Genomic DNA, 12169 nt, shown 5'->3' on the forward strand with positions numbered 1-12169 from the left:
GGAGGGCACGTAGTGAGCGCCAAGTGGAGCGTGTGGGACGTCGCTCGCGCAAACTTTGACACGTATAGGAACGCCAAGACGGGCAAGGCCATGCCATCGGACTTCCTGGCCTTCCTCGGCGTTCCTCTCGCATTGGCACTGGCCAGTTTCTTTGCGACCAGAACCGGGCATTTCCACCTCAAGAACGTGTCGCAATTCATCGGCGGGGTAGGGATCTTCACGGGCCTCCTGTTCGGCCTCCTCACCAATGTCTTCACATTGAGCCTGAAGGTTGGGCGAGATGAAGGCTTGGAGCCCGAGCATATTGTAATCCGACAGGTCCGCGAGCTATTTGCTAATGTTGGATGGTCCGTGGCCGTTGGCTTGGCCCTGATCGCGACAATCGTTACTGCCGCCGCCACACACCAGCCGTCCGATTCGCTTGAAGCTCCATGGGTCGGCGCACTCACTTTCCTATTCACCCACCTGATAATGGCCGTCCTAATGGCCCTGAAGCGCCTTTGGTTCGCCCATGAAAATATCACCAAACTGCCCCCAAAGTAAGCGACCGGAGCGGTCAGAATTCGATAGTCCAGGCATAGCGCACGGGCGGTGGAGCGGTTTTGGCCGGTGTCCTGTCTGGTCTGGGTCCGAGCATGATCGGGGGGCCGTAAGCTGTTGCGACTCGGTCAGGGCTCTTTGGGCCTGACCGCAATTTGGCCGAGTGGCCCCCCGGTCTTGCTCGGTGCGGGTCCCGGGCCTGGCAGGTGGGTAAAACCGCGGAGGCGCCCGCCCCAGCCCCGGCGGGTTCTGACCTTCTGCCCACTCTGGCGCCTGGCCGCCGGCGCGGCCGGGCCGCCGCCGACCGCCCGGCGAAGACAGGGGCGGCGGCGAGCGGCCAGGGCCGCGCGCTGGCGCGCCGTGCGCGCCTTGATTAAGTAGCGAAACTCGTAACAACCTCCTCCCATCTCCTTCCCTCCCCCTCCCCGCCGGGCGCTGGCGCCGGGCTTGGCTGATCGCGTTCTTGTCAGGGGCTGGGCTCCCGTGCTGATCTCGTGTCAGGGCCAGTGCAGAGGGGGAAGCGTGCAGGAACTGACGGTCAGGCCGTGGCGGGTGCCCGGGAAGGACCGGCTGTACGTCAACCTGGCCGGTGTCCGCGGGAAGAGCGTTGCTTGGCTGGACTGCCTGACCGGGGTTGTCGAGATCACCGACGATGCCTTCGAGACTGCTGCGATGGCGAAGATCAGAGAATGGGTCAGCTCGTGCGGGCGCCCGATCCCGCCGCTGACGATCGCACCGCGCCATGGGGCACCCTCCTCCGTGAAGCGCCTGCCTCTGAAGCCGCCGGCCTCGCCGACCTCCCCTCCGCCGCCGACCAGGCCGCCGACGTCGATTCCGCCGCTGGCACCGCTGTCCGATGCTGACGATCTCGCCCGGAACCTCCCTGGAACCGGCGTCCAGAGCATGATCCGAGCAGAAGAGAGCCGACAGAACTGGTTGGTCAGGGCCGCAGTGAAGCTGACCCGTTCGAACCTCGCCCGCCCGGAGTTGGTGACCGGCCTCCACGGTGAACAGCTTGTCGGCAACGTGCTGAACGGCCTCCGGGGATCCGGCTGGTACGTGCTGCACGGGGTGCCGCTCCCGAGCGGGGCGGACATCGACCATGTGGTCATCGGGCCGCCGGGCGTGTTCACCGTGAACACCAAGCACCACCCCGGCGCCTCCGTGTGGGTGGGCGACAAGCGGGTCACGGTCAACCGGAACAGCTTCCCGTACATCGAGAACGCGGAGTTCGAGGCACGGCGGACGGCCGCTCTGCTGGCCCGGTGGTGCGGCTTCGACGTGCCGGTTCAGCCGGTGGTGGCGGTCGTGGGAGCACGGAAGCTGATCCACAACGGACAGTCGGCGGTGAACGTGCTCGCCGGTGAGCAGATCGCCGCGGAGCTAGCGGCTCGGCCTCCGGTGCTGACGCCCGCCCGCGTCGATGCTGTCTTCACCGTGGCCCGCCGCCGGAGCGTCTGGGCTCAGGTGGGGCGTCGGACCCCGCGCTCCTGAGTCAGCCGGCGGCCTGGTCGCCGATCCACTGCCGGCCGTCGTGGGTGCGGATGCTCGGGGCTGCCTCGTCGCGGAGTGCGTCGAGCATGCGCACGGCGTAGACCTCGCCCATCCGGTCGGATACCTCGGCCGGGGTCAGCCAGTCGACCGCGGTCGACTCGTCGGACAGCTGCTCGGTCCCGCCTTCGGGGTGGCAGCGGAAGACCAGGGCGACGACTCCGCGGGTCACGTTCTTGTACACGCCGGTGAGCCGTTCGACGCTGACCTTGAGCCCGGTCTCCTCGAAGATCTCGCGGCGGACGCCGTCCTCGACGGTCTCGGTCAGTTCGAGAACGCCGCCGGGCGGCTCCCAGGTCCCGTTGTCGGCTCGCCGGATGGCCAGGACCCGTCCATCCTCGCGCACGACAGCGCCGGCCACCGACACGGAGTGGAGCGGCGTTGACTGGGGCTTCGGGGCGCTGTTACTCATGTACAGGAGAATAGGAGCCCTGAAGGACTATGGCGAGTGATGACGTGGCCTCTTCGGCCAAGGCGAAGTATCTGCAGATTGCCGATGATCTCGCCGCACAGATCAAGTCGGGTGCTCTCGCCCCTGGCTCCGCGGTGCCCAGTGAGGCCGAGCTGATGCAGCGGTACTCCGTCGCCTCCGGCACGGTGCGCAAGGCCATCGCCGAGCTGCGGACCTCACAGCTGATCGAGACGCACCACGGCCGCGGGTCCTTCGTCCGCTCCCGTCCCCCGGTGCAGCGCAAGTCCTCGGACCGCTTCCGCCGGGCCCACCGGAACGCCGGCAAGGCCGCGTACCTCGCTGAGGCGGAGGTCTCCGGCGGGACGCCATCCGTCACCGTGCTGTTCGTCGGTCCGACCGAGGCGCCCGCGGAGATCGCCGACCGGCTGAGCGTCCGCGCCGGCACTCAGGTGCTCGCCCGCAAGCGGCGGTACTTCCGGGACGGGGTCCCGACCGAGGAAGCCACCTCCTACCTGCCGTGGGACGTGGTCAAGGACATCCCCGAGATGTTCGCGGAGAACCCGGGCGGTGGCGGGATCTATGCCCGGCTGGAGGAGCGCGGCTACCAGCTCGCCGAGTTCACCGAGACCGTACGGGCCCGCCTGGCGACGAAGCCCGAGACCGCCGCGCTCGCGCTGAGCCCGGGGTCACCTGTGATCCATCTCGTCCGCGACGCGATCACCTCGGAAGGCCGCGTGGTGGAGGTCTGTGACACCGTCATGGCCGCTGACCAGTTCGTTCTCGACTACCGCTTCGCCGCCAAGGACTGACGGACGCTCACCCACTCGACCCGCCGCAAGATTCTTTCTCGCGGCGGGTTGACTCATGTACAGGAGTCGGGCACTCTTCTACTCATCACTCCTGTGCATGAGTGCAGGAGTAAGCCTCATCTAGAGGAGAGCAGCCATGGCTGTGTTCAAGGTCGACACCTCCACCGCCTTCGTCTTCGTGGCCGTTCCGCCGGCGCTCAAGGTGGCGAACCGTCAGACCGGCGAGATCGCCACCGACCGGGAGACCGGCGCCAGGATGATGACCGTCGGTCTGACGATCGCCGATGAGGGCGAGGCCAACCTGTACACCGTCTCCGTCCCGGAGACCGGCATCTCGGAGGGGCTCGGCATCGGTATGCCGGTCGCCGTGACCGGGCTCAAGGCGCGCGACTGGGAGAACGAGTTCAACGGCCAGAAGCGGCACGGGATCTCGTTCCGCGCGGCCGCGGTGACCTCGCTCGTCCCGGCCACGGCCCAGGGCTGACCGCCGTGTCGGGGGGTCTGATGCTGGCCGGGCTCGGCGGCTCGCTCGCTGCCGTCACCGGTGGTGCCGCGTACGCCCGGGCCAAGGCTCCGGCCGTGTTCTGGTCGACGGTCGGTCTGCCCGTGACGGCCCTGCGGTTCTCGACCACGTACGGCAGCACGATGGACGCGTGCGGGCTGACTGTCGCTCCGTCGCGGCTGCGGGTGCTGGTCACCCGGGCCACGACCCGGCGGGAGATCCGCCCGGTGCCGCCGCGGATCCGCCGGGTCCGGCCGACCACGACCGGCCTCCGGGTCCGGCTCCGGCTGGCGCCCGGACAGGAACCGGCCGACGTCGCGGCCTCGGCCGAGCGACTGCGGCACGCCTGGGGCGTCCACGCCGTCCACGTCGCCGAGATCAAGCCCGGCGTCGTCGAGCTGCGGATGACGGGCTTCGACGTCCTGCGGAAGGTCCGGATGCCGCGCCGACCGCCGTCCGCTCACCTGGTGGTGCCCGTGGCCATGCGGGAGGACGGCACGGCGTACACCCGGGACTACCGGGCGGTGCCGCACTGCATGACGCTCGGCGCGACGCTGACCGGCAAGTCGGTGTACCTGCGCAACCTGATCACCGAGCTGGCCCGGCAGGACGTGGCGCTCGTGGGGATCGACTGCAAGAGGGGAGTCGAACAGGCCCCGTTCGCCCCGCGGCTGTCCGCGCTCGCCACCGATCCGGACATGGCCCGGGCGCTGCTGGACGCACTGGTCCGCGAGATGGAGGACCGGTACGACCTGATCCGCCAGTACCAGGGGATCACCCGGGCGGTCCCGGCCGAAGAGATCGCCTCGGACATCTGGGGCCTGCCAGCGAAGCTGCGGCCGGTGCCCGTCGTGGTGATCGTGGACGAGGTCGCGGAGCTGTTCCTGGTGCCCACCCGCAAGGAGGAGGAACGGCGCGACCACATGGTCACGCAGTTGATCCGCCTCGCCCAGCTCGGCCGGGCCGCCGGGATGTTCATGGAGATCTGCGGCCAGCGGTTCGGGGCCGAGCTCGGCCGGGGCGCAACGATGCTCCGTGCCCAGCTCACCGGCCGCGTCGTCCACCGCGTCAACGACAAGCCGACCGCCGAAATGGGCCTCGCCGACATCTCGCCCGAAGCCGTACTCACCGCAACGCAGATCGCCCCCGACATGCCGGGCACCGCCGTGGCCGGTGACACCTCCGGCGGCTGGTCCCGGATCCGGACACCGAACCTGTCCCTCGCCGACGCCGCCGCGATCTGCCAGCAGACGGCGCACCTCGTGCCCGACCTGGCGACGTTGGCCGCCTTCCGCCCGGTGGTACCGGCGGCCGTCATCCCGCCCAAGCCCTCGATGCCGCCCCGGTTCTCCGCGAACCCGGCCACCGAGTAGGAGCCCGCCCTCCGGCCGGCGCGGCCGCCCCGCGCCAAGTCCCTACCCCCGCCATGCCCGAACTGGATCCGAGAGGACCCGAAATGACCGCGTCCATGTCCTTCTCCGCCGACGGTGAGTCCCGGGTGAGCTGCCACGACTACCGCGAGGAGCGCACCCCGATCCTGGCCATCTGGGGCGGCGGTGTGCACCTGACGCTCTCCGCCCGCGAGACGACCTCGCTGCCCGACCACCTCGCCTTCGCCCGATCCCTGGTGCGGGAGACCACCGCCTACCTGGCCGCGCTGGAGCATTTCGCCGCCACCCAGGTGAAGGCCGACTGACCGATGCGCCTGCCCCGCCCGGACGCCGTCCTGATCCAGGCGGCCATCGCCGGAGCCCTGTCCTTCGCCCACCTCCACGACATCGCCGAAGCGGCGGGGCAGCACGGATGGAAGGCGTGGGCCTACCCGGTCTCCGTCGATCTGCTCCTGGTCGCCGCCTGGCGCCGGATGCGGATCCTCCGCGCCGCCGGTCACTCGGCCCGGTCGGCCTGGACGTGGTTCGGCATCGCCCTCGCCGCCTCGCTCGGCGCCAACGTCGCCACCGCCGGACTCCTCGACCTGGTCGACGTCCCGGCCTGGCTGCGGATCCTCGTGGCCGGCTGGCCCGCGCTCGCCTTCTTCGGCGGGACGCTCCTCGCCCACAGCCCTGCCGGCCACGGCGAGTCCGCCGACGAGGAAGCCGACCTCCCGCTCTACGAAGCCACCGCCGAGCCGGTCGACCAGGCCGCCGCCGACCCCGTTCCCGAGCCCGTCGCCGCACCGGAACCGCTGCCCGCCCTGCCGACCGCGGCCGCCCCGGCTCCGCCGGCCGTGGCCGTGCCCGCCGCCCTGATCGACCACGCCCGCAAGGTCGCCGACGACCACCGGGCCCGTACCGGCCGGCCGATCGACACCGACACCCTCCGGGCCCGCCTGGGCGTCCCGCCGCACTTCGCCGACGCCATCGCCGCACAACTCGCCTGACAGGAGTTCATCCCATGCCCCGCCCGATTCGCCCCCGCAACGTCGTCCGCCTCGGCCCCGTCCAGGTCGCCACCTACTACGACGGCCGCGGCCGAGAGATGCACACCGCGGTCTGCACCGCCCCGCGCTGCGGCTTCTCCGCCGAGTACACCGGCCGTGCCGCCGCCGAGATCGCCGCCCGCACCCACCGCTGCACCGTCCGCTGACAGGAGATCGACCGTGACCATCACCCTGCCCCTGGTCCTCGTGCTCGGCATCGTCACCTGGGCCGTCGTCCGCTTCCTCGGCATCCGCCTCTGGGTGGCCGTCGTGATCGGGCTGTTCGGCTTCTACCTCGCCCACTCCTTCCTCGCCCCGGTCATCGACGGGACCACCCGCACCGGCGTCCAGGTCGTCAACGGCACCCAACAGGACCGGCCGTGACCACCGCCGTCCTGGCCTGGGGGCCGCTCGCGCTCACCCCCGAGGGTTCCGCCCTCGTCGCCGAGATCGAGGCGTACCTTGCCACGATCCCCGCCGCGGCCCGGCCCACCGTGCCGTACGTCTGCCCGCTCGGCAGCACCCTCCAGCCCTGGAACGCCGGTCACCCGCTCCCTCGGCCGACGCTCCTCGACCGGCTCGCCAACCGTCCGGCCCGGCCCGTGCCGGTGACCGTCGCCGACCACCTGCGGCTCGCCTCGCGCTACATCTCGGCCTTCGGCTGGACGCAGGGGGCGCTCTGGGACACCGCCGGCCGGGTCTGCCTACTCGGTGCCCAAGCCGCCGTGCTGGCCAACGGCTACGGACTCCCGGAGACCGTCGTCCGGGCCCGGATCCAGGTGATGGAAGTCCTCCACTCCACCGGCCGCCCCGTCACCTCCCCGGACGTCTACAACGACGCCCCGACGACCCGGCAGGCCGACGTGCACCACCTTCTCGACCGGGCGTCCGCCCGCGCACTGTCCCTCGGCATCTGACCGGTCCCGGGGCGGCCGAGCCGCCAAGCATCCCGCCGCCCCGGAGCTCCGCAACCCGCTCCGGAAGGACTCGCACCATGGACCTCGCCCCGCTCCTGGCCGCCGGCGTCCCGATCCTCGGCTGGACCACCCACAGCACCTGGCTCGCCCGCCGCCTGGCCACCGCCCGCCGCGACCCGCTCACCGGACTGCTCACCCGCGACGGCTTCACCGCCCGGGCCGAGCGGCTGATCCGCTCCCACCCCGACCGCGTCACGGTCCTGCTCATCGACCTGGACGACTTCAAGGCCGTCAACGACACCCACGGCCACGCCGCCGGGGACACCGTTCTGTCGGCCACCGCGCGCCGGATCACCGACTGGTGCGGCACTCACGGCCTGGCCGCCCGCCTCGGCGGCGACGAGTTCGCCGCGGTCGTCCTCGACTCGGCCGACCGGCTCCCGGCGCTGTACGCCGCGCTTCACGAACCCGTCCCGCACGGCGTCCTGCTGCTCGACGTCGGCGCGTCCGTCGGCGCCTCGCACCCCGCGGCCCTGCTGTTGACCGAGGCGCTGTCCGCCGCCGACCGCGCCATGTACGCCCAGAAGCCCGACGGCCGCACCTCCCGCCGTCGCTGAAAGACCGATCCCCGGGCCGGCAAAAGCCGCCAAGCATCCCACCGACCCGGGGACCGCAACCCCTCCACGAACCGAAGCCCACGAAGGAGACCTTCATGATGCCCCAGCACGCCCACACCCCGGGCCGTATCTGCCCCGACTGCGACGGCTTCGCCCGCGCCGCCATCGCCACCGGCACCCGCCTGCGCGACGGGTCCCGTGCCACCGTCCTGGTCAACTGCCGGACCTGCCGCGGCCTCGGCCTCGCCCTCCGTCCGCTGGCCACCGCCAAGGCCGTCTGAGATGGCCCTCCTCGACTGGCGCGACTCCCGCCACTGGGACAACAAGCCCGCCCCCTGCGGCGTCTGCGAGCAGCCCACCAACCTCCGCTCGGACCGAGGCAAACCCGCCCACAAGGTCTGCGCCGAGACCTGGACCGAGCAGCACGCCAAGCCCGCGCCCGACCAGTCCTGACCCAACCGCCCCGGGGCCGCCCACGCTCCGGTCCCGGGGCCACCCGGAGGTGATCCCTGTGAACCACCTGCTCCCCGCTCGACCCGCGAACGGCTTGCGCGTCCTCGACCTCTGCTGCTGTGCCGGCGGTGCTGCGGTCGGCTACCACTCCCAGGGCTTCGAGGTCGTGGGAATCGACATCGACCCGCAGCCCAACTACCCGTTCGAGTTCCACCGTGCCGACGCCGTCGCCTACGCCGCGGCGAACGCCCACCTGTTCGACCTGGTCCACGCCTCGCCGCCCTGCCAGACCCACACCGCGCTGACCAAGGGCACCAACAAGGGCCGCACCTATCCAGACCTCGTCGACCCGCTCCGCCAGGTCCTCACCGCCGCCCGAGTCCCCTTCGTCCTGGAGAACGTCCAGGGCTCCCCGCTCCGCCGGGACCTGACGCTGTGCGGGGAGATGTTCGACCTCGGCGTCATCCGGCACCGCTACTTCGAACTTCACGGCTTCACCGCGCCCGCCCCCGTCCACCGTCCGCACCGGGGCCGCGTCGCCGGCATGCGGCACGGTCGCTGGTACGAGGGTCCGTACTTCGCGGTCTACGGCGAGGGCGGCGGCAAAGGAACGGTGCCGCAGTGGCAGGACGCCATGGGCATCCACTGGACCAGCGTCCGCCGGGAGATCGCCGAAGCCATCCCCCCGGCCTACACCGCCCACATCGCCGCTGGCTTCCTCGCCACCATCGGGACGAAGGTGGCCGCTTGACCGCCGCCACGTTCGCCCCGGGAGTGCCCGACCACATCGCCGTGAACGACCTCGGCAGGCTCGCCGCCCGAGGTGACCTGCCCCGGCTCCAGGACCAGATCCTCCGCACCGGCGGCTGCTCGAACCCGATCCATCTCACGGGGTTCCGCAGCCTGATCCACACGCCTACCGGCAACGTCCTGCACCGGTACTCGACCGAGCACGAACCCGGCCACCGGCTCAAGGTCGCCTGCGGCAACCGCCGGGCCTCCCGCTGCACCTCGTGCGCCCGCACCTACTCGGCCGACACCTTCCACCTGATCCGCGCCGGCCTCGCCGGGGACGAGACCAAGGGGATCCCCACCACCGTCCGCGAACACCCGCGGGTGTTCGCCACCCTCACCGCGCCCTCGTTCGGCCCGGTCCACAACCGCCCGGACACCGGCCGCTGCCGCTGCGGCACCGACCACCCCGACGGCTCACCGATCATCGGCACGCCCCTCGACCCGGACACGTACGACTACGCGCACGCCGTGCTGTGGAACAACCACGCACCCGACCTGTGGCGCCGCTTCACGATCTACCTCTTCCGGGTGATGGCCAAGATGGCCGGGCTCTACCAGTGGGAGTTCAAGGAACAGGCGAAGATCTCGTTCGGCAAGGTCGCGGAGTACCAGCGCCGGGGCGCCGTCCACTTCCACGCCGTGATCCGCATCGACGGCCCGGCCGGTCCCGACTCGCCTCCGCCGTCCTGGGCCTCGGTCGCTCTGCTGGACGACGCGATCCGCGCGGCAGCCCGTCGGGCCGGTGTCCCGATCCCGGCCGTCGGCCACCTTCCCGCCCGGGTCCTCGACTGGGGCAAGCAGGTGGACGTCCGGCCCATCGGCGCCTTCGGCTCCGGCGAGATCTCCGAACAGGCCGTCGCCTCCTACGTCGCCAAGTACGCCACCAAGAGCGCGGAGACGACCGAGACCGTCGACCGCCGGGTCCTGGAGCGCCAGGAGCTGGACCGGCATGACCTCCCCGGCCACACCCGCCGCCTGATCGAAACCTGCTGGGACCTCGATCCGCTCTACCCGGATCGGCTGCTCGCCCACTGGTCCCACATGCTCGGCTTCCGCGGCCACTTCTCCAGCAAGTCCCCGACGTACTCGACCACCCTCGGCGCGCTCCGCCAGGTCCGGGCCGACTTCCGCGCCGATGAGGCCCGCCGCGGTCTGCGCGAACGCCTCCTGGAAGCCGGCTTCCCCGACCTGGACGAGCTTCCGGACACCGACACCCTCGTCCTCGCCCACTGGGCCTTTGCCGGTGCCGGGAACTCCCCGGGCGAATCCCTGCTCGCCGCGACCATCGCCCGCGAACTGCACGAACGCCGCACCACCGACCGACAGGAACTGCTCGCCCAGCTCGCCGAACAGGAGAACCCCGCATGGACCGACTGTTGACCGTCCAGGAATCCGCCAGGCTGCTCGGCACCTGGGAGACCAGCAAGGAGCGCTTCCCTCGGCGACTCATCGAGGAGCGTCGCATCGCCTTCGTGAAGGTCGGACGCCACGTCCGTATCAGGGAGAGCGTCCTGGCCGCCTTCATCGAGTCGAACACCGTGCAGCCGATCACCCGGCCGCGTCGGCTGCGGGCGGCGGCCTGATGGCGAACGGCAAGAGCACCCGCCGGCGCTTCGGCTCGGTCCGCCGGCTCGCCTCCGGCCGCTGGCAGGTCCGGTACCGCGATCCGCTCACGGGACAGCTCCGCCCGGCCGAGGAGACCTACGCGACCAAGACGGACGCCGAAGTGGCCCTCACGGTGATCGAGGCGTCCATCGTCACCAACAAGTGGACCGACCCGGACGCGGGCGCCGTGAACTTCGGGGACTTCGCCTCGACCTGGCTCAAGGATCGGAAACTGGAGGAGAGCACCCGCGAGCGGTACGCGACCATCCTCCGGCTGCACATCGCGCCGAAGCTGGGCAGCCGGACCATCGCCGAGATCACCCCGCCTCGGGTCCGCTCCTGGCGCTCCGCGCTTCTGGACGCCGGGGTGGGTGAGCCGAGCGTGGTCAAGGCGTACCAAATGCTCCGGGCGATCATGAACACTGCGGTGGACGACGGGCTGATCCAGCGCAATCCGTGCCGGATCAAGGGGGCCGACGCCTACGACGTGCCGGAGCGCCCGGTGCTCACCGTGCCCGAGGTCTTCGCCGTCGCGGACGCGATCGGTCCCCGGTGGCGGGCCCTCGTCCTGGTGACCGCCTTCACCACGCTCCGGTTCGGCGAACTGGCCGCGCTCCGCCGGCGGGATGTCGACCTGGGAGCGCGCCTCGTCCGCGTCCGCCGGAATCAGGCCGAGCTGAACAGCGGCAAGCTGCTCGACAAGGCACCGAAGAGCGCCGCGGGATTCCGTCCGGTGGCCTTTCCCGCTGAGATCGTCCCCGCGCTCGGGCACCACCTGGAGCACTTCGCCGAGAAGGGTCCGGACGGGCACGTCTTCGTCGGCCCCCGGGGCGGCAAGCTCCGCCGGAGCAACTTCCGGGACGACTGGGTGTCCGCACGCACCAAGGCCGGAATCACCGAGAACGTGCACTTCCACGATCTTCGGCACACCGGCAACACCCTCGCCTCGCAGAGCGGGGCCAGTACCCGGGAGCTGATGACCAGGATGGGGCACAGCACCACCCGGGCCGCGTTGATCTATCAGCACATGACCAGTGAGCGGGATCGGCTCCTCGCCGACAGGATGGGTGAGGCCGTCCGACAGGCGCTCGGCGAGCAGCCTCCGCCGGGTCCATCTGGCACGGGTGTGGCACAGCAGGGCTGAGCAGCCCGCCGGCCGTACCCATGACAAAGGGCCAGCTTCCGAGGATCATCCTCGTGAGCTGGCCCTTCCGACGTTCTGCGCCGCGAGCGGCGTTGTGCCCCAGGCAGGATTCGAACCTGCGACACCGGCTTTAGGAGAGCCGTGCTCTATCCCCTGAGCTACTGAGGCTGAAGAAGGCCGCCAACCAGGTTGGGCGACCGACCATGACAGACTAGCGGATGCCGCCTCCGAAGATCTCCCCCGTTGGGACTGCGGTCGGGGAGCGTCCGCGGGCGGGGCGTGGTGGCCGTATCCCGGTGGTCCCGGTGGTCCCGCTGGGGCCACAAGCCGTCGGGAGGGTGGGCGTCGCCTATCATCGGGCTCCGGGGTCGCCCGCGTCGAGATGCGTCGGCCGCCCGGACGGAC

Annotated in this window: 18 protein-coding genes and 1 tRNA gene; 17 read left to right on the top strand and 2 right to left on the bottom strand. The window is 71.0% G+C overall.

The genetic code is table 11. From position 1 onward, the window contains the following. Nucleotides 1-12: 12 nt before the first annotated feature. A complete protein-coding gene (locus AC2TEW_RS10555) occupies nucleotides 13-543 on the top strand; it encodes a hypothetical protein (RefSeq protein ID WP_484623119.1) in 531 nt (176 codons plus the stop codon). A 519-nt stretch (nucleotides 544-1062) separates the two neighbouring features. Then, the gene (locus AC2TEW_RS10560; protein ID WP_484623120.1) at nucleotides 1063-2034 is read left to right on the top strand and encodes a nuclease-related domain-containing protein; all 972 of its coding nucleotides are present in this window, start codon (nucleotides 1063-1065) and stop codon (nucleotides 2032-2034) included. 1 nt (nucleotide 2035) lies between these two features. Here AC2TEW_RS10560 and AC2TEW_RS10565 read toward each other — a convergent pair whose 3' ends face one another. Continuing rightward, a complete protein-coding gene (locus AC2TEW_RS10565; RefSeq protein ID WP_359886805.1) occupies nucleotides 2036-2515 on the bottom strand; it encodes an NUDIX hydrolase in 480 nt (159 codons plus the stop codon). Between the two features lie 17 nt (nucleotides 2516-2532). On the opposite strand from AC2TEW_RS10565, the gene AC2TEW_RS10570 reads away from it, so the two are divergent. From AC2TEW_RS10570 to AC2TEW_RS10640, 15 genes are all read left to right on the top strand, one after another. Beyond that, nucleotides 2533-3312: a GntR family transcriptional regulator gene (locus tag AC2TEW_RS10570; RefSeq protein ID WP_484623121.1), complete on the top strand. Its 780-nt coding sequence runs from the start codon at nucleotides 2533-2535 to the stop codon at nucleotides 3310-3312. Between the two features lie 136 nt (nucleotides 3313-3448). Further along, on the top strand, nucleotides 3449-3796 hold the full coding sequence (locus AC2TEW_RS10575) for an SCO3933 family regulatory protein (RefSeq protein WP_484623122.1): 348 nt from the start codon (nucleotides 3449-3451) through the stop codon (nucleotides 3794-3796). A 20-nt stretch (nucleotides 3797-3816) separates the two neighbouring features. Further along, a complete protein-coding gene (locus tag AC2TEW_RS10580) occupies nucleotides 3817-5187 on the top strand; it encodes an FtsK/SpoIIIE domain-containing protein (RefSeq protein ID WP_484623302.1) in 1371 nt (456 codons plus the stop codon). Between the two features lie 83 nt (nucleotides 5188-5270). After that, a complete protein-coding gene (locus AC2TEW_RS10585; protein ID WP_484623123.1) occupies nucleotides 5271-5510 on the top strand; it encodes a hypothetical protein in 240 nt (79 codons plus the stop codon). Nucleotides 5511-5513: 3 nt separating this feature from the next. After that, on the top strand, nucleotides 5514-6194 hold the full coding sequence (locus AC2TEW_RS10590; RefSeq protein ID WP_484623124.1) for a DUF2637 domain-containing protein: 681 nt from the start codon (nucleotides 5514-5516) through the stop codon (nucleotides 6192-6194). A gap of 14 nt (nucleotides 6195-6208) precedes the next feature. Beyond that, a complete protein-coding gene (locus tag AC2TEW_RS10595) occupies nucleotides 6209-6400 on the top strand; it encodes a mobile element transfer protein (protein WP_484623125.1) in 192 nt (63 codons plus the stop codon). A gap of 13 nt (nucleotides 6401-6413) precedes the next feature. Further along, nucleotides 6414-6617 (top strand): hypothetical protein, encoded by a 204-nt coding sequence (locus AC2TEW_RS10600; RefSeq protein ID WP_359886752.1) that lies wholly within the window; start codon nucleotides 6414-6416, stop codon nucleotides 6615-6617. Beyond that, nucleotides 6614-7150: a DUF6197 family protein gene (locus AC2TEW_RS10605; RefSeq protein WP_484623126.1), complete on the top strand. Its 537-nt coding sequence runs from the start codon at nucleotides 6614-6616 to the stop codon at nucleotides 7148-7150. The genes AC2TEW_RS10600 and AC2TEW_RS10605 overlap by 4 nt, the downstream gene beginning before the upstream one ends. A gap of 77 nt (nucleotides 7151-7227) precedes the next feature. Then, nucleotides 7228-7767 (top strand): GGDEF domain-containing protein, encoded by a 540-nt coding sequence (locus tag AC2TEW_RS10610; RefSeq protein WP_484623127.1) that lies wholly within the window; start codon nucleotides 7228-7230, stop codon nucleotides 7765-7767. 95 nt (nucleotides 7768-7862) lie between these two features. Beyond that, nucleotides 7863-8048: a hypothetical protein gene (locus AC2TEW_RS10615; RefSeq protein WP_484623128.1), complete on the top strand. Its 186-nt coding sequence runs from the start codon at nucleotides 7863-7865 to the stop codon at nucleotides 8046-8048. A gap of 1 nt (nucleotide 8049) precedes the next feature. After that, entirely contained in the window at nucleotides 8050-8220 is a 171-nt protein-coding gene (locus AC2TEW_RS10620) for a hypothetical protein (RefSeq protein ID WP_359886743.1), read from the top strand. A gap of 58 nt (nucleotides 8221-8278) precedes the next feature. Further along, complete coding sequence (locus tag AC2TEW_RS10625) at nucleotides 8279-8971, top strand: DNA cytosine methyltransferase (protein ID WP_484623129.1); 693 nt, start codon at nucleotides 8279-8281, stop codon at nucleotides 8969-8971. Next, nucleotides 8968-10395, top strand: coding sequence for a replication initiator protein RepSA (gene repSA, locus AC2TEW_RS10630; RefSeq protein ID WP_484623130.1), 1428 nt, complete (start codon nucleotides 8968-8970; stop codon nucleotides 10393-10395). The genes AC2TEW_RS10625 and repSA overlap by 4 nt, the downstream gene beginning before the upstream one ends. Further along, nucleotides 10380-10598 (top strand): excisionase family DNA-binding protein, encoded by a 219-nt coding sequence (locus AC2TEW_RS10635; protein ID WP_484623131.1) that lies wholly within the window; start codon nucleotides 10380-10382, stop codon nucleotides 10596-10598. The genes repSA and AC2TEW_RS10635 overlap by 16 nt, the downstream gene beginning before the upstream one ends. Continuing rightward, nucleotides 10598-11764 carry a tyrosine-type recombinase/integrase gene (locus tag AC2TEW_RS10640; protein ID WP_484623132.1) on the top strand — a complete coding sequence of 389 codons (1167 nt, stop codon included), beginning with the start codon at nucleotides 10598-10600 and terminating at the stop codon, nucleotides 11762-11764. Before AC2TEW_RS10635 ends, AC2TEW_RS10640 begins: the two co-directional genes overlap by 1 nt. Before the next feature lie 95 nt (nucleotides 11765-11859). On the opposite strand, the gene AC2TEW_RS10645 is transcribed toward AC2TEW_RS10640, so the two are convergent. Beyond that, nucleotides 11860-11932, bottom strand: a tRNA-Arg gene (locus tag AC2TEW_RS10645). Nucleotides 11933-12169 lie beyond the last annotated feature (237 nt).

It is taken from the genome of Kitasatospora sp. NEAU-CNBT7, from assembly GCF_057220535.1.

Coding starts and splice junctions, on each gene's coding strand:
- AC2TEW_RS10570 (WP_484623121.1), top strand. CDS start 2,533: ATGGCGAGTGATGACGTGGCCTCTTCGGCCAAGGCGAAGTATCTGCAG.
- AC2TEW_RS10575 (WP_484623122.1), top strand. CDS start 3,449: ATGGCTGTGTTCAAGGTCGACACCTCCACCGCCTTCGTCTTCGTGGCC.
- AC2TEW_RS10595 (WP_484623125.1), top strand. CDS start 6,209: ATGCCCCGCCCGATTCGCCCCCGCAACGTCGTCCGCCTCGGCCCCGTC.
- AC2TEW_RS10635 (WP_484623131.1), top strand. CDS start 10,380: ATGGACCGACTGTTGACCGTCCAGGAATCCGCCAGGCTGCTCGGCACC.
- AC2TEW_RS10585 (WP_484623123.1), top strand. CDS start 5,271: ATGACCGCGTCCATGTCCTTCTCCGCCGACGGTGAGTCCCGGGTGAGC.
- AC2TEW_RS10615 (WP_484623128.1), top strand. CDS start 7,863: ATGATGCCCCAGCACGCCCACACCCCGGGCCGTATCTGCCCCGACTGC.
- AC2TEW_RS10620 (WP_359886743.1), top strand. CDS start 8,050: ATGGCCCTCCTCGACTGGCGCGACTCCCGCCACTGGGACAACAAGCCC.
- AC2TEW_RS10610 (WP_484623127.1), top strand. CDS start 7,228: ATGGACCTCGCCCCGCTCCTGGCCGCCGGCGTCCCGATCCTCGGCTGG.
- AC2TEW_RS10590 (WP_484623124.1), top strand. CDS start 5,514: ATGCGCCTGCCCCGCCCGGACGCCGTCCTGATCCAGGCGGCCATCGCC.
- AC2TEW_RS10580 (WP_484623302.1), top strand. CDS start 3,817: ATGCTGGCCGGGCTCGGCGGCTCGCTCGCTGCCGTCACCGGTGGTGCC.
- AC2TEW_RS10640 (WP_484623132.1), top strand. CDS start 10,598: ATGGCGAACGGCAAGAGCACCCGCCGGCGCTTCGGCTCGGTCCGCCGG.